Annotated in this window: 18 protein-coding genes, 6 tRNA genes and 3 rRNA genes; 25 read left to right on the top strand and 2 right to left on the bottom strand. The window is 42.4% G+C overall.

Going from position 1 to position 21377, the window contains the following annotated elements; translation table 11 throughout:
• Window positions 1-90: 90 nt before the first annotated feature.
• The 12 genes from WS08_RS04865 to rpoZ all read left to right on the top strand — a co-directional run bounded on the left by WS08_RS04865 (window position 91) and on the right by rpoZ (window position 9751).
• On the top strand, window positions 91-1338 hold the full coding sequence (locus WS08_RS04865; RefSeq protein ID WP_009496090.1) for a peptidoglycan bridge formation glycyltransferase FemA/FemB family protein: 1248 nt from the start codon (window positions 91-93) through the stop codon (window positions 1336-1338).
• Window positions 1339-1491: 153 nt separating this feature from the next.
• Complete coding sequence (locus WS08_RS04860) at window positions 1492-1971, top strand: hypothetical protein (RefSeq protein WP_009496089.1); 480 nt, start codon at window positions 1492-1494, stop codon at window positions 1969-1971.
• A complete protein-coding gene (locus WS08_RS04855; RefSeq protein ID WP_009496088.1) occupies window positions 1971-2492 on the top strand; it encodes an ECF-type riboflavin transporter substrate-binding protein in 522 nt (173 codons plus the stop codon). The genes WS08_RS04860 and WS08_RS04855 overlap by 1 nt, the downstream gene beginning before the upstream one ends.
• 127 nt (window positions 2493-2619) lie before the next feature.
• A complete protein-coding gene (locus tag WS08_RS04850; protein ID WP_009496087.1) occupies window positions 2620-3510 on the top strand; it encodes a bifunctional 5,10-methylenetetrahydrofolate dehydrogenase/5,10-methenyltetrahydrofolate cyclohydrolase in 891 nt (296 codons plus the stop codon).
• Entirely contained in the window at window positions 3495-4748 is a 1254-nt protein-coding gene (xseA, locus tag WS08_RS04845) for an exodeoxyribonuclease VII large subunit (RefSeq protein WP_009496086.1), read from the top strand. Before WS08_RS04850 ends, xseA begins: the two co-directional genes overlap by 16 nt.
• A gap of 2 nt (window positions 4749-4750) precedes the next feature.
• Window positions 4751-4972, top strand: coding sequence for an exodeoxyribonuclease VII small subunit (locus WS08_RS04840; RefSeq protein ID WP_009496085.1), 222 nt, complete (start codon window positions 4751-4753; stop codon window positions 4970-4972).
• Window positions 4972-5844, top strand: coding sequence for a polyprenyl synthetase family protein (locus tag WS08_RS04835; protein WP_009496084.1), 873 nt, complete (start codon window positions 4972-4974; stop codon window positions 5842-5844). Before WS08_RS04840 ends, WS08_RS04835 begins: the two co-directional genes overlap by 1 nt.
• Entirely contained in the window at window positions 5835-6683 is an 849-nt protein-coding gene (locus tag WS08_RS04830; RefSeq protein WP_009496083.1) for a TlyA family RNA methyltransferase, read from the top strand. The genes WS08_RS04835 and WS08_RS04830 overlap by 10 nt, the downstream gene beginning before the upstream one ends.
• Complete coding sequence (locus WS08_RS04825) at window positions 6670-7122, top strand: arginine repressor (protein ID WP_009496082.1); 453 nt, start codon at window positions 6670-6672, stop codon at window positions 7120-7122. The genes WS08_RS04830 and WS08_RS04825 overlap by 14 nt, the downstream gene beginning before the upstream one ends.
• A gap of 18 nt (window positions 7123-7140) precedes the next feature.
• Window positions 7141-8835 carry a DNA repair protein RecN gene (gene recN, locus WS08_RS04820; RefSeq protein WP_009496081.1) on the top strand — a complete coding sequence of 565 codons (1695 nt, stop codon included), beginning with the start codon at window positions 7141-7143 and terminating at the stop codon, window positions 8833-8835.
• An 80-nt stretch (window positions 8836-8915) separates the two neighbouring features.
• The gene (gene gmk, locus WS08_RS04815) at window positions 8916-9527 is read left to right on the top strand and encodes a guanylate kinase (RefSeq protein WP_009496080.1); all 612 of its coding nucleotides are present in this window, start codon (window positions 8916-8918) and stop codon (window positions 9525-9527) included.
• Window positions 9528-9529: 2 nt separating this feature from the next.
• Window positions 9530-9751: a DNA-directed RNA polymerase subunit omega gene (gene rpoZ / locus WS08_RS04810; protein ID WP_009496079.1), complete on the top strand. Its 222-nt coding sequence runs from the start codon at window positions 9530-9532 to the stop codon at window positions 9749-9751.
• Window positions 9752-9805: 54 nt separating this feature from the next.
• Here rpoZ and WS08_RS04805 read toward each other — a convergent pair whose 3' ends face one another.
• Window positions 9806-10474, bottom strand: coding sequence for a VTT domain-containing protein (locus WS08_RS04805; RefSeq protein WP_009496078.1), 669 nt, complete (start codon window positions 10472-10474; stop codon window positions 9806-9808).
• A 134-nt stretch (window positions 10475-10608) separates the two neighbouring features.
• On the opposite strand from WS08_RS04805, the gene WS08_RS04800 reads away from it, so the two are divergent.
• The 13 genes from WS08_RS04800 to WS08_RS04740 all read left to right on the top strand — a co-directional run bounded on the left by WS08_RS04800 (window position 10609) and on the right by WS08_RS04740 (window position 18400).
• A complete protein-coding gene (locus tag WS08_RS04800) occupies window positions 10609-11196 on the top strand; it encodes a peptidylprolyl isomerase (RefSeq protein WP_009496077.1) in 588 nt (195 codons plus the stop codon).
• A gap of 118 nt (window positions 11197-11314) precedes the next feature.
• Window positions 11315-11701: a CvfD/Ygs/GSP13 family RNA-binding post-transcriptional regulator gene (locus tag WS08_RS04795; protein ID WP_009496076.1), complete on the top strand. Its 387-nt coding sequence runs from the start codon at window positions 11315-11317 to the stop codon at window positions 11699-11701.
• 19 nt (window positions 11702-11720) lie between these two features.
• A complete protein-coding gene (locus tag WS08_RS04790) occupies window positions 11721-12104 on the top strand; it encodes a hypothetical protein (protein ID WP_009496075.1) in 384 nt (127 codons plus the stop codon).
• Window positions 12105-12500: 396 nt separating this feature from the next.
• A 16S ribosomal RNA gene (locus tag WS08_RS04785) occupies window positions 12501-14075 on the top strand.
• A gap of 268 nt (window positions 14076-14343) precedes the next feature.
• Window positions 14344-17247, top strand: a 23S ribosomal RNA gene (locus WS08_RS04780).
• A 93-nt stretch (window positions 17248-17340) separates the two neighbouring features.
• Window positions 17341-17457, top strand: a 5S ribosomal RNA gene (gene rrf, locus WS08_RS04775).
• Together the 16S, 23S and 5S rRNA genes with 6 tRNA genes alongside form the textbook arrangement of a ribosomal RNA operon.
• Window positions 17458-17463: 6 nt before the next feature.
• A tRNA-Val gene (locus WS08_RS04770) sits at window positions 17464-17536 on the top strand.
• A gap of 4 nt (window positions 17537-17540) precedes the next feature.
• A tRNA-Asp gene (locus WS08_RS04765) sits at window positions 17541-17614 on the top strand.
• 22 nt (window positions 17615-17636) lie between these two features.
• Window positions 17637-17710, top strand: a tRNA-Trp gene (locus WS08_RS04760).
• Between the two features lie 2 nt (window positions 17711-17712).
• Window positions 17713-17786, top strand: a tRNA-His gene (locus WS08_RS04755).
• Between the two features lie 26 nt (window positions 17787-17812).
• Window positions 17813-17896, top strand: a tRNA-Leu gene (locus tag WS08_RS04750).
• A gap of 45 nt (window positions 17897-17941) precedes the next feature.
• Window positions 17942-18015 (top strand) — tRNA-Pro (locus WS08_RS04745).
• Between the two features lie 82 nt (window positions 18016-18097).
• Window positions 18098-18400: a hypothetical protein gene (locus tag WS08_RS04740; RefSeq protein WP_009496226.1), complete on the top strand. Its 303-nt coding sequence runs from the start codon at window positions 18098-18100 to the stop codon at window positions 18398-18400.
• Window positions 18401-18446: 46 nt separating this feature from the next.
• On the opposite strand, the gene WS08_RS04735 is transcribed toward WS08_RS04740, so the two are convergent.
• A complete protein-coding gene (locus WS08_RS04735; RefSeq protein ID WP_009496233.1) occupies window positions 18447-21254 on the bottom strand; it encodes a YfhO family protein in 2808 nt (935 codons plus the stop codon).
• Between the last annotated feature and the right edge of the window lie 123 nt (window positions 21255-21377).

Raw genomic sequence — 21377 nt, 5'->3', positions numbered from 1 at the left:
TGAACAAGATATAACAACTTAAAATCAAAGCGTAAATCCAATGAATTTACGAATTAAAAATGATCGACAGGGTTAATGATGGGAGATAGCATGAAATTTATTGAACTAACAAAAGAAGAATATGCAGCATTTGAAAAGCAATCCCCATTAGGGTCAATGACGCAATCAGTAGAACAATACGAGTTATTAAAGGGACGTAACAAAAACGTGCATATCCTAGGTGTCAAAGATATCGATGATACGATTGTTGCAGGATCTATTGTAACTTTTGATGGGATTAATGGTGGAACTGTGGCATCTGTGAATCACGGTCCATTGCTAAACTATAAAGATACAGCTGTTTTGGACATGTATTTGAAGGGACTTGCATCATTTGCAAAGCAATTCAATGGTTTGTACATCAAGTTCTCTCCAAATGTGGTTTATCAACGTTTTGATAACCATGGTAATGCCATTACAGAACCGGCTGATGATTTGATTGCTGTGTTAGAAAAGCATGGTGCTAAGCACATGCCATTTAAAAAGGGTATGAGTACTGATGGTAGCATGCCATGGCAATATTCTAAGGACCTACGTGGGTTAGACTTGGAGACATTGGTCGGAAGTTACCAACCAGACGTTAAGTACTATTTGAAGAAAAATGCGCAATTTGGGGTCACATTCCGTGAATTGCCGTTTGAAGAATTAGACAAGTTTAAGAAGCTAACAGCGGATACCGCTGAACGTCGTGGTTTTGATGATAAAGAATTATCATTCTACGAAGTGTTGTATAACACTTATGGGGATGATGCTCACTTTACAGTAGCTGAAATTGACTTTCCGAACTACTTGGCTCAAGAACAAGCAACGATTGACCAATTAGACATTAAAATCAATACATTGGCTGAACGTCTAGCGGTTAAGGAAACAAAGAAGAATCGCGGACAATTCAACGAATTTACTGATCAAAAGAACATGCACATCAAGCGTATGAAGCGTGTAGATGAATTGTTTAATGGGGATGTACCTACTGAACCTATTATTGTTGCGGGTGCATTGTTTGTTGAACAACCACAAGAAATGGCATACATGTTCTCAGGAATGTATGATGAATACCGTGACTACTATGCACCTTATTTGATTCAAGATACAATGATGCGTCAAGCCATTGCAAAGAACATTCCGACACATAATTTCTATGGTATCAGTGGTGAATTTGATGGGTCAGATGGGGTCTTCCGTTTTAAGACTGAATTTAATGGAACAGCTGACCAACTTGTTGGAGAATTTGAATATCCAATTAATCGCATGAAGTATCGTCTATACAAGCTAATGAAGAAGTTGTTGGGACGTGCCTAATTAGATTTGAAAACCAATCATATAGAAAAATGGATAGCGCACCAGGTCAAGGACTTGGATTTGGGCTATCCATTTTTTATATTTTTTCTCATAGTGGTCATAGATGAACTGTGTTAAACTAAATGCATTAAAGAAGAGATGGTGAGTGCAGACATGCAATTAACAGGGAATGCCTTAATTGAGGCACTAGAAAATGAAGCTGTAACAACTAAGACTTTTACAGCAGCCGATGAAGCGACAATCAATTTAGATGATTTTTTTGCATTCATTCAAACAACACTAGAAGCAGATCAACTAGTTTCAGCCGAAATGATTATCAGTGGTGATGAACCAATTAAATTAAGTGTTGAAACAAACTTGATTAATTTGCCGATTCGTTATGCGAATGCGGTAAAAAAGATTGTGATTAACAATGAAGAAGCAGATGTTAACCTATACATGATTGTGGAACATCCTGCGGTATCACAATCAGGACTACGTATCGATTATGCAGCGTCTGTTACTGCTGCGCTAGATGACTTTGATTCAGTGGCTGCACGTATTGCTGCGTACTTTGATGAAAAGATTGTCTTAATCAATACGACTGAAGTAGCGGAAGAAGATGACACAACGGATTCTGAAGGAGAAGCATAATGACATTTGTAAAAAAATGTATTGCTATCATCGTAGGAATCATCGCGGTTGTGCTCGTTGGACAATTCCTAAGCTTTGATGCTGGGGTGGCGAATACACAAGTCACGTTAGGTTATGCTGTTTTGACAGTATTCTCACTATTTTTTGGTGCTGTATTAACACCGATTGTGGCTTTTATGGCGCACTTTTTATCAGATAGTTTGAGCTATACGACGGTATGGTGGACATGGATTGTTGCAGATGGTGTATTCGGTTTGATGTTGGGTTTGATTACGCAACGCTTGAATTTATTGAAGAATCCGATTACGTTAGCACGTGTCATGCAATTTAATGTCTGGCAAGGAATTGCTAATTTACTAGTATGGGGATTGATTGCACCATTAGGGGACTATTTGGTCTACAAGTCACGTTGGGGCTATGTTCTAACGCAAGGGTTAACAGCAGCATGGGTTAATTTCCTTGTTGTGGGGATTACAGGTACACTGTTCATCTATGCGTATCACTACTTCAAAAAGAATTAATGAAAAAACCGTGTGTCCGATAGGGCAGACGGTTTTTTGTTTGAATTAGGGCATAGTGGCTGATGGTATGTCCTCGTAATCTGTGGTAAAATTATGCAATAATAATGAATATTTTGTGAGGTGGAAAATGGCAACCATAATTGATGGAAAAGCAATTGCAGCTCGTTTGCGTGATGCAGTCGCCACGCAAACAGAGCGTTTGAAAGAACAAGGTGTGACACCTGGTTTGGCGGTTATTTTAGTTGGTGATGATCCAGCTAGTGAAATCTATGTACGTAATAAAGGACGTGTCGCAGAAAAGGTAGGTATCGCTGGGCAAACGTTTAAATACGACAGTGATATGACTGAAGAAGCTTTGCTTGAACAAATTGCAGCATTAAATGCAGATGCAACGATTGATGCCATTTTGGTGCAAAGTCCATTGCCTGCACACATGAATGAAAAGCGTATCCAAGATGCCATTTCTCCTGAAAAAGATGTCGATGGGTTCCATCCGATTAACGTCGGACGTTTATATGCGGACCGTGAAGGTTATTATCCGGTTGCGAACACCCCTCGTGGAATTATGACGATGTTGGCATTTGAAAATGTTGATTTAAAGCATAAGCATGCAGTAGTTATTGGCCGCTCTGTTTTGGTTGGTCGTCCAATGTTTGCCTTGTTGGAAAATGCAGATGCTACGGTAAGTCTATTGCATCGCTATACACCAGAGGCAGAACGTGAAGCTTTGTTGGCTATGGCAGATGTTGTCGTAGTTGCGACAGGTGTACCAGGACTTGTGACGGGAAAGGACTTAAAGCCTGGCGCAGTGGTCATTGATGTCGGAATTAATCGTATGGCTGATGGTAAATTAGTTGGTGATGTTGATTTTGAGTCAGCGGAAGCGGTGGCTGGTAAAATTACACCGGTACCTGGTGGTGTTGGGCCAATGACGATTGCAACGTTGATGCAAACAACAGTTGAGTTGGCAGCACAACATCATGCAATCGAATTGGAGGATGCATGGCAGAATATTTAACGGTCAGTACGCTAACTAAATATTTGAAGCGTAAATTTACGGCCGATCCACATCTGAAAGAAGTACATGTTACTGGGGAAGTATCGAATTATCGTAAGCGACCAGGACATCAATACTTTTCATTAAAGGATGATGGTGCAGTTATTAATGCGACAATGTTTAAATTTGTCTCACAAAAATTACCATTTGAACTTGAAGCAGGTATGAAAGTAAATGCGATTGGGCATGTGGATCTATATGCACCCAATGGTTCATATAGTTTGATTATTGACCGGCTAGAACCAGATGGTGTGGGTGCCTTGTATCAAGCCTATGAACAATTGAAGCGTAAATTAGAAGCCGACGGTGTTTTTCAACAATTACAACGTCCGATTCCACGCTTTCCTAAAAAGATTGCCGTGATCACGTCACCTAGTGGTGCAGTTATCCGTGACATCATAACAACGGTGCAACGTCGTTATCCGATTGCAGAAATTGTCTTATATCCCGCTGTTGTGCAAGGGGATGGTGCTGTATCGTCACTATTACAACAATTAGAAGCCGTTAATGCAGATGCAAGCGCCGATGTGGTTATCATGGGGCGTGGTGGTGGATCAATTGAAGATTTGTGGGCGTTTAATGATGAACGACTTGTACAGAAAATGTTGCAAATGAAGATGCCGATTATTAGTTCTGTTGGACACGAAACAGATACGACGATTGCTGATTTTGTAGCTGACCAACGTGCAGCAACGCCGACAGCAGCCGCTGAATTAGCAACGGCGGTTCCGTTAGCTGACGTCTGGTTAGGTATTCAACAATACCAACAAAGATTAGTTGCACAAATGCAACGCCAAATTAAACAAAATCAAGATCGATTAGCACGTGTTTCGCAAAGTTACGTGTTGACGCAACCACAACGCTTGTATGAAGGATATCTACAACGTGTCGATGTGGCGAATCAACAATTAACGCAAAATATGCAGAGACAATTGCGTGAAAATCAACATCATTTTGCTTTGCTAGAACCACGTTTAACACAAGCGATGACACAATTGGTGCAACGTAAACAATACCAAGCCCAACAAGCGTTTAAGGGATTAGATTTAGTAAGTCCTTTGGCTGTCTTAGGTCGAGGATATAGTGTTGTGACACAAGAAGATGTTGTTGTGCAAAGCGTCGAACAAGTGAAAGAAAATGATGTCTTAAACATTCGAGTGACGGATGGTGTCATTCGTGCCAAGGTAACAGGAGAATAAAGATGGCTGAACAAAAAAGTTTTGAAGAAAACTTAGCAAGCTTAGAACAAATTGTGATGCAACTAGAAAAAGGGGATGTTCCTCTGGAAGAAGCGTTGAAGCAATTTGAAGTTGGTGTCCAATTGAGTCAATCGTTACAAAAGACATTGGAAACAGCTGATAAGAGCCTAGCAAAAATCATCGAGAATGATGGTACGGTTGCGGAATTCAAGGTGGAAGATTAATGAACTTAGCGAGTTTCCAGTCAATCTGGGTGCCCAAGATTAATGCACAATTAACACAAGACCTAAAAGTGAGTGTTAAAAATCCAGATTTACATGAAGTCATGAATTATGCAGTGATGAACGGTGGGAAACGATTACGCCCACTTTTGACATTAGCTGTGATTGATAGTTTTGGTCGCAATCCAGAACGTTATTTAACAGAGGCAAATGTCTTAGAATTAATCCATGCATACAGTTTAATTCATGATGATCTACCAGCGATGGATGATGATGATATGCGTCGTGGTAAACCAACAACCCATATTGTCTATGGTGAAGCAATGGCTATCTTAGCAGCAGACGCTTTACAACCATTGGCATATGAATGGATTAATGAAAGTTCAGTTCTATCTGATTTTCAAAAAAATCAATTAACATTAGGATTAACGAAAGCCAGCGGACCTAACGGAATGGTTGGTGGTCAAGTTTTGGATATGATTTACACAGGACAAGATGAAATTACTTTATCAGCGGCCGAAAGTGTACATCGTTTGAAGACAGGTGCCTTGATTCGTTATGCATTAGTTGCGGGTGGTATCTTGGTCGATGCGAACCAAGTGACATTAAATGCATTGGATGATTTTGGAAGTGCCTTTGGATTTGCTTTCCAAATTAAAGATGACTTAGATGATTTAGCACAAGATGATGATGAAAGTAAGCAAGCATACCCAACTTTGTTGGGGGTTCAAGGGGCACAAGATGCGCTCGCTGAACAAGTTGGTTTGGCACGTGATGCCTTAGCGGTAGTCCGTTATAATAGCCATGCGAATGTCGCGCTACTAGAATCATTTTTAGAATATTTTAAACCAGCATTGGAGAAACAATGGGTGTAGAGAAAGAACGAGTTGATATTCTAGCAGTCCAACAAGGATTGTTTGAATCACGAGAACAAGCAAAACGTGCGGTAATGGCCGGTGAAGTTTTGGGTGATAAAGAAGAACGTAAAGACAAGCCTGGTGAAAAAATTCCAGTGACAACAGAATTGCACTTAAAGGGTGCACCAATGCCATATGTTTCTCGTGGAGGCTTTAAACTAGCTAAGATGATTGACGTGTTTGGTTTGGATGTAACAGACAAGACTGTTTTGGACATTGGATCATCAACAGGTGGATTTACTGACGTTGCTTTACAAAATGGAGCGAAGCAAGTTTATGCGTTGGATGTTGGAACGAACCAATTAGCTTGGAAGTTACGTTCAGATGATCGTGTTGTTGTTATGGAAAACACAAATTTCCGTTATTCAAAGCGTGATGACTTTACGTCTGGCCAACCAGAAATGGCTACGATTGACGTGTCATTTATTTCACTAAGCTTGATTTTGCCACCGCTATCTGAAATCTTGACGCCTGGTGGACACGTTGCAACATTGATTAAGCCACAATTTGAGGCTGGTCGTGAAGCAGTGGGAAAGCATGGCATTGTGAAAGATGCCGCAACACACTTAGCTGTGATTCATAAAGTGGCAGATCTAGCCCAACAAAGCGAATTTAGTCTAGCTGGTTTGGACTTCTCACCAATTAAGGGTGGATCTGGAAATATTGAATTTATTGCAGATTTGGTCTTGGATGATGGGGCAACAACGCTGACAGAACAAGAACGCGAACAAGTTGTACAAGACGCACATGCGCAATTGAATGCTCGTCGTGAGGAGTCTAAGGATGGCGAAAAATAAGCAAGAACGACAACAAGAGATTCTTCGTTTAATTACGCAACAACAAATTCGTCGACAAGAAGATTTGGTACAACAACTAAATGAACTTGGTTGGCAGGTGACACAAGCGACAGTTTCGCGTGATATTGCAGACATGCAATTAGTAAAAGTGCCTTTATCAGAAGGTGGCTTTACGTATGCAACGATGTCACACGATGATTATCGTAGTCAGTTGCGTCACATTCTTCATGAAGCAACGACTCATTATACGGTGCAAGGAAATATGGTCATGATTAAGGTTTCGCCTGGATCAGGACCGGCCTTAAAGATTGCACTTGAAGAAGTAAATGTGCCAGAAATGTTTGGTATTATTGGTGACGATACCGGCGTCTTGTTGATTTTGAAGGATGCTGTTGATGCATCACACTTTATGAACCAAATGATGGATGACCGTGACTAATACTAGAGAGGAGTTGTGATGTTACAAGAATTATCGATTCAAAATTTTGCAATTATTCCGAAACTAAATATTAGCTTTGAACCTGAGATGACTGTGCTAACTGGTGAAACAGGGGCAGGAAAGTCAATTATTATCGATGCCGTTGGTTTGCTGACAGGTGGTCGTGGCTCACAAGAGTATATTCGTGAAGGTGCAGATAAAGCTGTTCTGCAGGGATTGATTACAATTAACGAGCAACCTGACTTATTAGACCTGTTAGAGATGAATGGGATTGAAATTGATGAAGGCCAATTGTTGATTCACCGTGAACTACATCGTAGTGGACGAAATGTTATCCGTGTGAATGGTAGTTTGATTAATGCGACGACATTAAAAGAACTAGGCCGTTATCTAGTTGATATTCATGGACAAAACGATACACAGGATTTGATGCAAGTCGAAAAGCATTTGAGTTTGTTAGATGAGTTTGGTAGCGATGTTATTGGCCCATTGAAAAAACGATATGAAGATTTGTTTACTGAGTATCAAAGTTTGAAACGTGCGCTGAAAAAACGCCAAAGTGATGAACAGGCTTGGGCACAACGTTTAGATACGTTGACGTTCCAAGCGAATGAATTACAAGCGGCTGATTTACGTGCTGGTGAAGAAGAAACACTGGATGCTGAATACCAAGAATTGACTAATTTCCAAGATGTTCTCGAAGCTTTATCTAAAGCAAGTGAGGTGTTGACGGGTGATTGGGAAAATAATGGAACAGAAAGTGTGGGAACTGCGTTAAGTTCATTGGAAGACATTGAAGAATTATCACCACGCTATACTAAGCTAGCTGAATCAATGCGTGAAGTGTACTATAATCTTCGTGATGTTAGCAGTGAAATTGATTCAGTCCGTGATGGTTTGGAATTTGATGAAGAACAATTACAGTACGTAAATGATCGATTGAATTTGATTCATAACCTAGAACAAAAATACGGGGCCACGATTGAAGATGTTCTTGTCCACCAAGATAAGGTTGAACAAGAATTAGCTGAAATGGGTGGTGACCAACAATCCGCTGATCAACTTGCTGAACAAGTGACAGAACTTGAAGAGCAAGCACGTACTGCGGCTAAAGCATTAAGTAAAGCACGTACCGAGGCAGCAGAGACCTTAGTCACACTTATTCACGAGCAATTGCAAGATTTGCACATGAGTAAGGCTCGTTTTGAAGTCCATATTGATCCACTTGATGATTTGCAAGGGGATGGTCAAGATAAAGTCGAATTCTATATTCAAACGAATGAAGGAGAACAAGCTAAACCTTTGGTCAAGATTGCCTCAGGTGGTGAGTTATCTCGTATGATGTTAGCAATGAAGATGATTTTCTCACGACAACAAGGTGTGACATCAATTGTCTTTGACGAAGTAGATACTGGTGTATCTGGACGTGTGGCCCAAGCTATGGCTGATAAAATTGCAGATATGGCAAGTCATTCACAAGTTTTGACAATTACACATTTGCCGCAAGTTGCTGCGGTGGCACATCATCATGTCTTTATCCACAAGGATGTGATTGATGGGCGTACCGAAACAGCCGTTGATTTCTTAGACGAAGATGCTCGAGTTGATGAATTGGCCCGTATGTTATCAGGGGATGAGTTAACGGAAGCGGCACAAACAAATGCCCGAGACTTAATTGATCGAGCAGTTCAACGACGTAATGTAAAGAGTTAAATAAATCTGTATGTTGTGTCCCGTCTTTAAAACAAGTACAATGGGATATTATATAGTTTGTTGGAAGAGGAGTTTTGACCATGAAGCGTGGTGTTTTGATTGTATTGTCTGGACCATCAGGCGTTGGAAAAGGAACGGTACGGAAAGCATTGTTTGAAGAAGCAGACATTGATTTCCAATACTCAATTTCTATGACAACCCGTCAACCCAGAGAAGGTGAAGTCGATGGCGAAGATTATTTCTTCGTAACGCGTGAAGAATTTGAAGCACGCATTGAACAAGGTGAGATGTTGGAATACGCCGAATATGTTGGTAATTACTACGGAACACCCAAGTCATATATCGATGCAACGCTAGCTGCAGGTAAAGATGTATTACTTGAAATTGAAGTGCAGGGTGCTGTACAAGTTAAGGAAAAGATGCCTGAAGGGGCGTACATTTTCTTAACACCACCTGATTTGAAGGCATTGAAAGATCGCCTGATTGGTCGTGGAACAGAATCAATGGAAGTCATTAATAACCGTGTTAATGCGGCGAAGGCTGAAATTGGGATGATGCAACGTTATGACTATGCTGTGGTTAACGATCAAGTGCCAGCAGCGGTACAACGTATTAAAGACATCATTAAGGTGGAACGATTGCGTGTTGAACGTGTTGTTCCAGAATATATTGCAATGATTGAGGAGCTATAATTATGATTCTATACCCATCTGTTGATAAGTTGTTGGAACAAGTTGATTCACGTTACAAGTTGATTGCACTTGGTGCCAAGCGTGCGCACGAATTGGAACAAGGGGCATTGCCAACATTGCCAAAGTTCGATTCAGTTAAGCCTATTGGGCAAGCTTTTGAAGAAATTGAAGCAGGAAACGTTGTTATTGATAACACACCTGTTGATTTGGATGCTGAAGCATAACAAATAAAAAAACCGCCATCTGATGATGGCGGTTTTTTGTTTACTTAATTAAGATTAGTCTTTTGAAGCAAACTTAGCTTCGCGCTTTTTAACGATATATGAGCGTAGACCAGTAATAATAACTGGTAGTGCTGTAACAAACAAAATACCGAAGATAACAAGTGAGAAGTGTTCTTGGATAAATGGAATTTGTCCAAAGAAGAATCCAGCTCCAACAGCAACAATGACCCAAATTGTTGCAGCTAACATTTCTAGCATAACGAATTTACGGTATGAGAAGTTAGACATCGCTGCAGTGAATGGGGCAAGTGTACGAATAATTGGTAGGAAACGAGCAAAGATGATTGCCATTGGTCCATACTTAACGAAGAACTCATGTGCTTCGTTTAGATTATCTTCAGTAATGAAACGACCTAATAGAGGATGTTGGACAAGCGGTAGTCCAATTTTACGTCCTAAGAAGAAGTTAAGACTGTCTCCGGTAACGGCAGCAATCCAAAACAAGGCCATTAATACCCAAGGATTCAAAACAGATCCGGGCAAGGCTGAAATAGCTCCTGCGGCGAACAATAGTGAGTCACCTGGTAAAAATGGAAAGATAACTAGTCCTGTTTCGACAAAGATAACACCAAATAGAAGTGCGTATGACCAAGGTCCCAATACGTTTACCCATTCAGTAAGATGCTTGTCGAGGTTAATGAAAATATCAATGATCTGCATCATGATGTGCGTTCTCCTCTGTATATATATATCTACGTTTAATTAGTAGTGTACCACAACTTATTTGTTACTGTGCGTTATGCTATAATGAACGCAATACGTTTTATTAAATACTTAAAGTCTTATAGGAGGCTAACATGACACTAAAGCAATTAAACTTAGAAGAACAAAACGGTCCTGTGGTTACAATGACAACAACATTAGGGGATATCCAAATCAAGCTATTCCCAGAAGATGCACCAAAGAGTGTAAAGAACTTTTTGGAATTGGCTGCTGATGGTTACTACGATGGAACAATCTTCCACCGTGTGATCAAGGACTTCATGATTCAAGGTGGAGATCCATCAGGGACTGGAATGGGTGGAACTTCTATCTATGGTAAGAAGTTTGAAGACGAATTCTCTGAAGACGCCTTTAACCTACGTGGTGCACTATCAATGGCGAATGCTGGACCAAACACAAACGGGTCACAATTCTTCATCGTTGAAGCAACACGTGTACCTGGTCGTATGTTGAAGCAAATGAAGGGACAATTCCCTGATGAAGTTATCACAGCATATGGTGAAATGGGTGGAACACCTTGGTTGGATGGAAAGCATACTGTCTTTGGACATGTTATGACAGGAATGGACATCGTATCTAAAATTGCGAACGCCAAGTCTGACTATGCTGATAAGCCATTAGAAGATATTAAGATCGAAAACATTACGATTACTGAAGCGTAATGCTAATACCCCAGATTCTATTGTGGAATCTGGATACATATATTGGGGATGACGCTAGGGGTAGCGTCTAATGATACATACTTAACAATTATGATTTATAGAAAGGAGAACACTAAACATGTATAAAATTGGAGATATTGTCCAAGGGGTTGTGACGGGGATTCAACCTTATGGTGCATTTGTACAATTAGATGAAGCACAACAGGGACTTATTCATATATCTGAATGTCGTTCTGCTTTCATTAAGCAAGTAAGTGATGAACTAACTGTAGGACAACACATAGAAGTAATGATTTTAGACGTGGACGAGTACAATCATAAACTCTCTCTTTCACAACGTAGTGTTGTGGATAAAGAACGCTTAAAAACACTTACGTTAGAATATAAGCCAAATGATCAGGGATACCATCATTTCTGGACAAACCAACATAATGACTTTGGTTTTGCGACGATTGAGAAGAACATTAATGCTTCTATAGAGGAAAGTTTAGAACGATTGGATTAAATAAGAGGGAGAATAACTTATGTCATATGTTGCGGGTACCATTATCTTTACGCGAGGCGATCAATCTTTCTTCTTGGTGACTGATACGCCCGAATCACGTTTCTATACTGTGAAATTACATCGTCAAGCAGGAGACACTGCGTTAGGATCATTATTGGCGGGGATGAAATCAGAACTAGGTATTGATGTCGATAACTTACGATTAGGCGAATTGGCGGTTTGGCATGAGCAAGGTCAACATGACAATTCAGATGCATTTTCTTTGTTTACGTTCGAACCAGTTGATATTTCTGTATTAGACTTTGAACGTCTACGTGCGGTTGGATTACAATTTATGAATGCAAGACAAGCTCATTCTTTGCTTGAAAACGTTGATATGTCAGGTGTTACGAGCCTAGATTAACGAATTTTTGCTTTTTTTAAATTAATTTGCCAAATAGTGTTGACATTTGAATGAACGGTCTGTAATATAATACGAGTTGTCAGGGGCAAGCAAGACAAGCCAACCCTTAGGGGCGCAAGTCATTTGCTCAATCGCTTCTCAAAAAAGTTTTAAAAAACTTTTGAGAAAAGCGTTGACATTACCACCTTCTCGGTGGTAAGATAATTAAGTTGTCTCAGGGGGACGTCAGTCAAACGAAACAACGAAGTAGATCATTGAAAACTGAATATCGTTTCGATGTAACAAATGTGTAGGTCGACCAACTATTAGTTGGTCCAAACATTTGCGAAGTCAATTCGCTAGTAAATTCGTTTAACATCTGTTAAACAACAAAAAAATTGAGTTATACTCAAACTTCAAATTGAGAGTTTGATCCTGGCTCAGGATGAACGCTGGCGGCGTGCCTAATACATGCAAGTCGAACGCACTGTGGTTCAACTGATTTGAAGAGCTTGCTCTGATATGACGATGAACATTGCAGTGAGTGGCGAACGGGTGAGTAACACGTGGGAACCGTACCTCTTAGCGGGGGATAACATCTGGAAACAGATGCTAATACCGCATAACACTAGCAACCGCATGGTTGCTACTTGAAAGATGGTTCTGCTATCACTAAGAGATGGTCCCGCGGCGCATTAGTTAGTTGGTGAGGTAATGGCTCACCAAGACGATGATGCGTAGCCGAGTTGAGAGACTGATCGGCCACAATGGGACTGAGACACGGCCATACTCCTACGGGAGGCAGCAGTAGGGAATCTTCCACAATGGACGAAAGTCTGATGGAGCAACGCCGCGTGTGTGATGAAGGGTTTCGGCTCGTAAAACACTGTTGTAAGAGAAGAATAGCATCAAGAGTAACTGCTTGGTGTGTGACGGTATCTTACCAGAAAGGAACGGCTAAATACGTGCCAGCAGCCGCGGTAATACGTATGTTCCAAGCGTTATCCGGATTTATTGGGCGTAAAGCGAGCGCAGACGGTTTTTTAAGTCCGAAGTGAAAGCCCACAGCTTAACTGTGGAAGTGCTTTGGAAACTGGATGACTTGAGTGCAGTAGAGGAGAGTGGAATTCCATGTGTAGCGGTGAAATGCGTAGATATATGGAGGAACACCAGTGGCGAAGGCGGCTCTCTGGACTGTAACTGACGTTGAGGCTCGAAAGTGTGGGTAGCAAACAGGATTAGATACCCTGGTAGTCCACACCGTAAACGATGAGTGCTAGATGTTTGGGGGTTTCCGCCCTAAGTGTCGCAGCTAACGCATTAAGCACTCCGCCTGGGGAGTACGACCGCAAGGTTGAAACTCAAAGGAATTGACGGGGACCCGCACAAGCGGTGGAGCATGTGGTTTAATTCGAAGCAACGCGAAGAACCTTACCAGGTCTTGACATCCTTTGACCACGCCAGAAATGGCGCTTTCCCTTCGGGGACAAAGTGACAGGTGGTGCATGGTTGTCGTCAGCTCGTGTCGTGAGATGTTGGGTTAAGTCCCGCAACGAGCGCAACCCTTATTACTAGTTGCCAGCATTCAGTTGGGCACTCTAGTGAGACTGCCGGTGACAAACCGGAGGAAGGTGGGGATGACGTCAAATCATCATGCCCCTTATGACCTGGGCTACACACGTGCTACAATGGCAAGTACAACGAGTCGCTAACCCGCGAGGGTACGCAAATCTCTTAAAGCTTGTCTCAGTTCGGATTGTAGCTGCAACTCGCCTACATGAAGTCGGAATCGCTAGTAATCGCGGATCAGCACGCCGCGGTGAATACGTTCCCGGGTCTTGTACACACCGCCCGTCACACCATGAGAGTTTGTAACACCCAAAGCCGGTGAGGTAACCTTTTAGGAGCCAGCCGTCTAAGGTGGGATAGATGATTAGGGTGAAGTCGTAACAAGGTAGCCGTAGGAGAACCTGCGGCTGGATCACCTCCTTTCTAAGGAAAATCGGAAACCTACACATTCGCATTGAAACGATATTTAGTTTTGAGTGGTTTACACTCAAATAGCAACGTAAGTTGTGAGACTTAGTTCTTTGAAAACTGAATAATATTGTAAATTTTAAATTCATTTCAAATTAATTATTTAATTAAATTGAGCCGAAAAAAATACACCGCGTAATTTTTTTGAGTTTTTTAAATTAGTTTAAATCGCATGTGGCCTTGAGCCACATACTCAAACTTGAATCATCAACGTAAGTTGATAGGTTAAGTTATTAAGGGCGCATGGTGGATGCTTGGCACTAGGAGCCGATGAAGGACGGGACTAACACCGATATTCCCGGGGAGCTGTAAGTGAGCTTTGATCCGGGGGTTTCCGAATGGGGGAACCCAGCTTGTGTATGCAAGTTATCACCTGATGAATACATAGTCAGGTTGAAGGTAGACGTTGTGAACTGAAACATCTCATTAGCAACAGGAAGAGAAAGAAATATCGATTCCGTCAGTAGCGGCGAGCGAAAACGGAAGAGCCCAAACCAATGTGCTTGCACATTGGGGTTGTAGGACTGTCGTTGTGGAGTTACAAAGTTGTTTGTTAGCAGAATCAGCTGGGAAGCTGAGCAGGATAGGGTGATAGCCCCGTATGCGAAAACAAATAACCTCCCGTACAGGATCCTGAGTACGCCGGACACGTGAAATCCGGTCGAATCCGCGAGGACCATCTCGCAAGGCTAAATACTCCCTAGTGACCGATAGTGAACCAGTACCGTGAGGGAAAGGTGAAAAGCACCCCGGAAGGGAGTGAAAAAGTTCCTGAAACCATGTGCCTACAAGAAGTCAGAGCCCGTTAATGGGTGATGGCGTGCCTTTTGTAGAATGAACCGGCGAGTTACGATAACGTGCAAGGTTAAGGTGGAAAGACCGGAGCCGTAGCGAAAGCGAGTCTGAAATGGGCGCTTGAGTACGTTGTTGTAGACCCGAAACCAGGTGACCTACCCATGTCCAGGGTGAAGGTGCGGTAAAACGCACTGGAGGCCCGAACCGTGCATGTTGAAAAATGCTGGGATGAGGTGTGGGTAGCGGTGAAATTCCAATCGAACTTGGAGATAGCTGGTTCTCTCCGAAATAGCTTTAGGGCTAGCCTCGGAATGAAGCGTGTTGGAGGTAGAGCACTGTTTTGGTGAGGGGCCCATCTCGGGTTACCAAATTAAGATAAACTCCGAATGCCAATCACGTATGTCCGGGAGTCAGACAGTGAGTGATAAGATCCATTGTCGAAAGGGGAACAGCCCAGATCGTCAGTTAAGGTCCCTAAGTGTGTGTTAAGTGGAAAGGATGTGGAGTTGCATAGACAACTAGGATGTTGGCTTAGAAGCAGCCACCATTTAAAGAGTGCGTAATAGCTCACTAGTCGAGTGATTCTGCGCCGAAAATGTACCGGGGCTAAACACACCACCGAAACTACGGGTGCCACGTAAGTGGCGCGATAGGAGAGCGTTCTATGGGCGATGAAGTCAGACCGTGAGGACTGGTGGAGCGCATAGAAGTGAGAATGCCGGTATGAGTAGCGAAAGACAGGTGAGAATCCTGTCCACCGTATGACTAAGGTTTCCTGGGGAAGGCTCGTCCTCCCAGGGTTAGTCGGGACCTAAGGCGAGGCCAAGAGGCGTAGTCGATGGACAACAGGTTGAGATTCCTGTACCAGGTGAACATGTTTGAACGATGGAGGGACGCAGAAGGCTAACAGATCCCAGCTGATGGATATGCTGGGTTAAATCATAAGTCTTAGAGTGAGTTAAATGCTTGCTCTTCCAAGGACAAGTGATGATGAGGACCGAAATAAAGTAGGGAAGTCTGTGATGTCACGCTGCCAAGAAAAGCTTCTAGTTAGTGTTTACCTGCCGTACCGCAAACCGACACAGGTAGTCGAGGAGAGCATCCTAAGGTGAGCGAGTGAACTCTCGTTAAGGAACTCGGCAAAATGACCCCGTAACTTCGGGAGAAGGGGTGCTCAGCGAAAGCTGAGCCGCAGTGAATAGGCCCAGGCGACTGTTTATCAAAAACACAGGTTTCTGCAAAATCGTAAGATGACGTATAGGGCTGACGCCTGCCCGGTGCTGGAAGGTTAAAAGGAGTGCTTAGCGCAAGCGAAGGTACGAATTGAAGCCCCAGTAAACGGCGGCCGTAACTATAACGGTCCTAAGGTAGCGAAATTCCTTGTCGGGTAAGTTCCGACCCGCACGAAAGGCGTAACGATCTGGCACTGTCTCAACGAGAGACTCGGTGAAATTTAAAGACCCGTGAAGATGCGGGTTACCCGCGACAGGACGGAAAGACCCCATGGAGCTTTACTGTAGCTTGATATTGAGTGTTTGTGCAGCTTGTACAGAATAGGTAGGAGCCGTTGAAATCGGAACGCTAGTTTCGATGGAGGCATCAGTGGGATACTACCCTCGTTGTATGACCACTCTAACTCACATCGCTTATCGCGATGGAAGACAGTGTCTGGCAGGCAGTTTGACTGGGGCGGTCGCTCCTAAAAGGTAACGGAGGCGCTCAAAGGTTCTCTCAGAATGGTTGGAAATCATTCGTAGAGTGTAAAGGCACAAGAGAGCTTGACTGTGAGACTTACAAGTCGAGCAGGTACGAAAGTAGGACTTAGTGATCCGGTGGTTCCGCATGGAAGGGCCATCGCTCAACGGACAAAAGCTACCCTGGGGATAACAGGCTTATCTCCCCCAAGAGTCCACATCGACGGAGGTTTGGCACCTCGATGTCGGCTCATCGCATCCTGGGGCTGTAGTCGGTCCCAAGGGTTGGGCTGTTCGCCCATTAAAGCGGTACGCGAGCTGGGTTCAGAACGTCGTGAGACAGTTCGGTCCCTATCCGTCGCGGGCGTAGGAAATTTGAGAGGAGCTGCCCTTAGTACGAGAGGACCGGGGTGGACGTACCTCTGGTGTATCAGTTGTTCCGCCAGGAGCATCGCTGAGTAGCTATGTACGGATGAGATAAACGCTGAAAGCATCTAAGTGTGAAACTCGCCTCGAGATGAGATTTCCCATTCTTTATGAAGTAAGACCCCTCAAAGATGATGAGGTAGATAGGCTAGAAGTGGAAGTGCGGTGACGCATGGAGCGGACTAGTACTAATGGTTCGAGGACTTAACCAAGTTGAACAAAACGTGGTGTTAAGGCTCAATTAAAGAGTGAAGTAAAATTTACATATTATTCAGTTTTGAGAGACGTAAGTCTTGAAAATATCGTGTTGTGATGATGGCATTGAGGCCACACCTGTTCCCATACCGAACACAGAAGTTAAGCTCAATAGCGCCAAAAGTAGTTGGGGGATCGCCCCCTGCGAGGATAGGACATCGCAATGCATATATGGACGTTTAGCTCAGCTGGGAGAGCACCTGCCTTACAAGCAGGGGGTCACAGGTTCGATCCCTGTAACGTCCACTTTGGTCGCATGGTCTAGGTGGTTAGGACGCCTGCCTGTCACGCAGGAGATCACGGGTTCGAGTCCCGTTGTGACCGTTTTGAATATTACAAGCATTTTAGGGATATAGTTTAACGGTAGAACAACGGTCTCCAAAACCGTCGGTGTGGGTTCGATTCCCTCTATCCCTGCCATGGCGGTTGTGGTGAAGTTGGTTAACACACTGGTTTGTGGTTCCAGCATGCGCGGGTTCGAGTCCCGTCAATCGCCCTTTTGTAATATTCAAGCCAACACATGCCGTTGTGGCGGAACTGGTAGACGCGCTGGACTCAAAATCCAGTTCCCGCAAGGGAGTGTGGGTTCGATTCCCACCGACGGCACTTAAAGAAATGTCCAGAAATGGGCATTTTCTTTTAAATAAAATTCGGGACGTAGCTCAGCTTGGTAGAGCACCTGGTTTGGGACCAGGGGGTCGCAGGTTCGAATCCTGTCGTCCCGATCATGAACACTCAGAAATGAGTGTTTTTTTATTACTCAAAAATCGAGTATAATGAGTACAAAAGCGTAATGGGGTGTGAGCAATGAGTTTAGATGCAATTCAAAATGAGTCCTACCAACAATTATTAGTAGATTTAGGTGTGGCTGCCCCAGTAGTGGGAGAAAAGACATTCAAATTAGAAACACCATTCCGTGTCCGCGACAGTGATGGAACGGAACAAACATATCAAGTATGGGATGTATTAAAGCGCGCAGATGATACTTATTGGTCACCGCTAGACGGTGAACGTAATAATTTGCAAGATATCACAGCCTATATGATTTATGTGAAGAAGACGGACGTTTGGGTCACTATGGCCGAATGGTTTGTTTTAGATTACATTTAAATAAAAAAGACTAGCACATAAGTGCTAGTCTTTTTTTGTTTAGTCTTTACATGTGTTTCTTATATTTGAACCAATATTCATAGATAATGAGTGTGATAAACATCGTAAGGCCGAGTAACGATAAGACAAGTCCTATACGTTGTCCAGGCGTGCGATATGTGATTTCAATCTTATTATCCCCGGGTGGCGTTTGAATGCCTAAGAAGCCGCCATTGACCTTTATAAGGTCATTTGTGTTCGAATGCCATCCTGTACTGTAAGGAATAGAGGTTGTAATAATTTGTGGTTGCTTTGACTTGTATGATGCAACTAAGCGATCGGATTCTAAGTCAAAGGGAACACCGGTTGCTTTAATGGCAGCTGCTTTATCAGTAAAGCGTGTATCAGTTGGAACTGCGACAATCTTTACATCAAAGCGATATGTGCCCGGTTGGCTAAATGTCAAAGGAATAAATTGTGTGTCTGTCACATCCTTAGCAGGACCAAGATTAATCGTGACTTCATCACGAGGATTAAAGAATGACAGATTCTTTTGACTTGTTTGAACAAATTTTTGTGTGTTACCAGCGTATTTTGCAGTAATAGAATAACCGGACATGGTTGAACCTAAGTTACTAATGTTGTTCTTGTACCAATGCCATTTAAACGCATCAGGATTATAACGCATATCAGGGGCATCATTTTCTTCAGCATATGTTTCGTGTTTAAACGTATATTCAGCTAATTCAGATTGATAACGTCCATTAAGCGATTGTGGTTCAAATTGAATGTTGGTTAATTCTAAATGTAATTCTGTATCCTTGATTTTGGCATTAGGTGCCATATAGATACCGACATCTTCATTGTCCGCGGTTGTGGTGTATGAATACTTAATCGTATCACGTGGTTCTTTTGATTGATATTGACTGATAGGTGTTGTTAATAGTTCGTTTTTATAAGCGTATTTGCTTATCTGTTCCGGAACAGTATCAGTCACGACACTATCAACTAAGAATGCTTCTTTTTCACTAGGTGATGCTTGCGTATACGTCGCAGTAGCGACTGTATTTGGCGCAATATACGCTAATGGGTACGCATGATTGGTTGTACGTCGTGTTTGATTATTAATGGTGCTATCTTTTGTGTAGTTCGCTATATTAGGATCTTTGGTATTTTGAAAAACTTGTTGCACACCAAGAATATGAGAAATTAAACTACGGTGATCCAAGTCACTCACAACGTCATTATTCGTACTCGTTAAAATACCGAGGTCACTCATAACATGACCAACAGATCCCATTTGGTATGACCAGTAACTATCAATTGGATGGGCATTACTTAACATTGCCATATTGTTTCCTGGAGCAATACCTGCCATGTTATGCAATGGATCCGCAACCATAGAGCGTTGTAAGCTTTCTGTATCTGTCACGTGTTCAGTAGGATACTTCGTTTGTTGTTTGATCAATGATTGAACAGCGTCACGACTGAGCATTGGTGTTTTGTTGGGATTTAAATCATCTTCATGGGTATGACTCATAATTAGAATCACATTCATAACAATCATCAGTGTCAGTAATGCCCATTGTTTAGGTGTGATTGCATTTCGGAAGGCATATAAAACAAGTAAGATGACAACATACATAGCAATAAATAAGCCAAAGGGTGATTGTAGTGAAAAATCAGTTGTGATAAATAATGACAAACTGGCTAGGAGACCGAAACCGATGAATGAATACCAATCTTTTTTGTCGAGCTTTGGTAAAGCAGCCAAGAAATAAACCGCGGCAATCGCTAATGGCAAGGCCAGCATGAATGTCCAACGATTAGACGGTGATGATCCACCGTTGAATATACCGGCAAACGCAGGTATTAATAAACCAATACCACTAATCAACCAAATGCTTGCAAGGACGGGATATTTTCGCCAACGACGAGCCGTAAAGATTAAGCCCAAAATTAATACGATGGCAAAGCCCCCAGTAAACCAAAAATTAGGGGTCTGTGCATTACCTAAAATCGTCCCAGGTAACGCAAGGTAGTAATAAATTGGATAAATGGTTAGTCCGTTCGCTAAGGGTGCTCCTGATCTTGAAGAAGATAGAACGCCAAGCACATTTGGTAAAAAGAGTAGCATTGCCATCATGGCACCAATCACCCCAGCAATAATCATGCGGATGTGCAGACGCCAATTTAGCCATTGGTGACGAATGGTTGTTTGAATCGCCCAATAAATTGCGAGACCCAGTAACATCATGAAAGCAAAGTAATAATTATTCCATAGTGTCCAAAATACCATCAGAACAAATGGGACCATTTGTTTGGTCGTTAAGAAATAATCGAAACTAACAATTAAAAGGGGCAGAATGATTAAGGGATTAATAAAGAACGGATGTTCAAAAGCTGAAAAAGCAGTGTAGCCAGTAAAGACATACATTAAGGCCGCGCTCGCATTAATCCAAGGATTTGTGTTGTGCGTGAAATATTTAATCGCGACCAGAGCAGATACGCCAGCTAAGAATAAACGTAATAGTAACATCCATTCATAGTAGGCTAGTACATGTTGCGCGCTAACGAATCCCACACCATAAGAAAAGATGTCACCTAAGGTGTAATACGAAAAGGTTTGATAATAATCCGTTCCGAGTCCAACTTGCCAAGTCCATTGCGTTGGCCATGAGCCAGTCGAGAATAAATGTTGTAAATCACTTTGCCATTGCATAAGTGCAGGCAAGTGCTGCGTAATGCCATCAGACTGCCAGACAAGGGATGTCCCTGTTAAAGTATAGGGTAGGAAAATAACAATTGCGGTAATAAAAAATAAAGCCATATAGTATGTAAAATTGGTGCGCCACCAATGATGATTAGATAACATAATTTTCCCTCATGATTTCATAAATCGATTGTCTATATTATAGCATTAACTCAATTTTGGACGCTGTTTAGAACATACCAATGTAAGCTGTAATCCCAATGATTTAGGGTGCTTTATGCTCAA

The organism is Weissella tructae, assembly GCF_000732905.1.
GTDB classification, from domain to species: Bacteria; Bacillota; Bacilli; order Lactobacillales; family Lactobacillaceae; genus Weissella; species Weissella tructae.
This window is presented reverse-complemented; position numbering and strand designations above follow the sequence as displayed.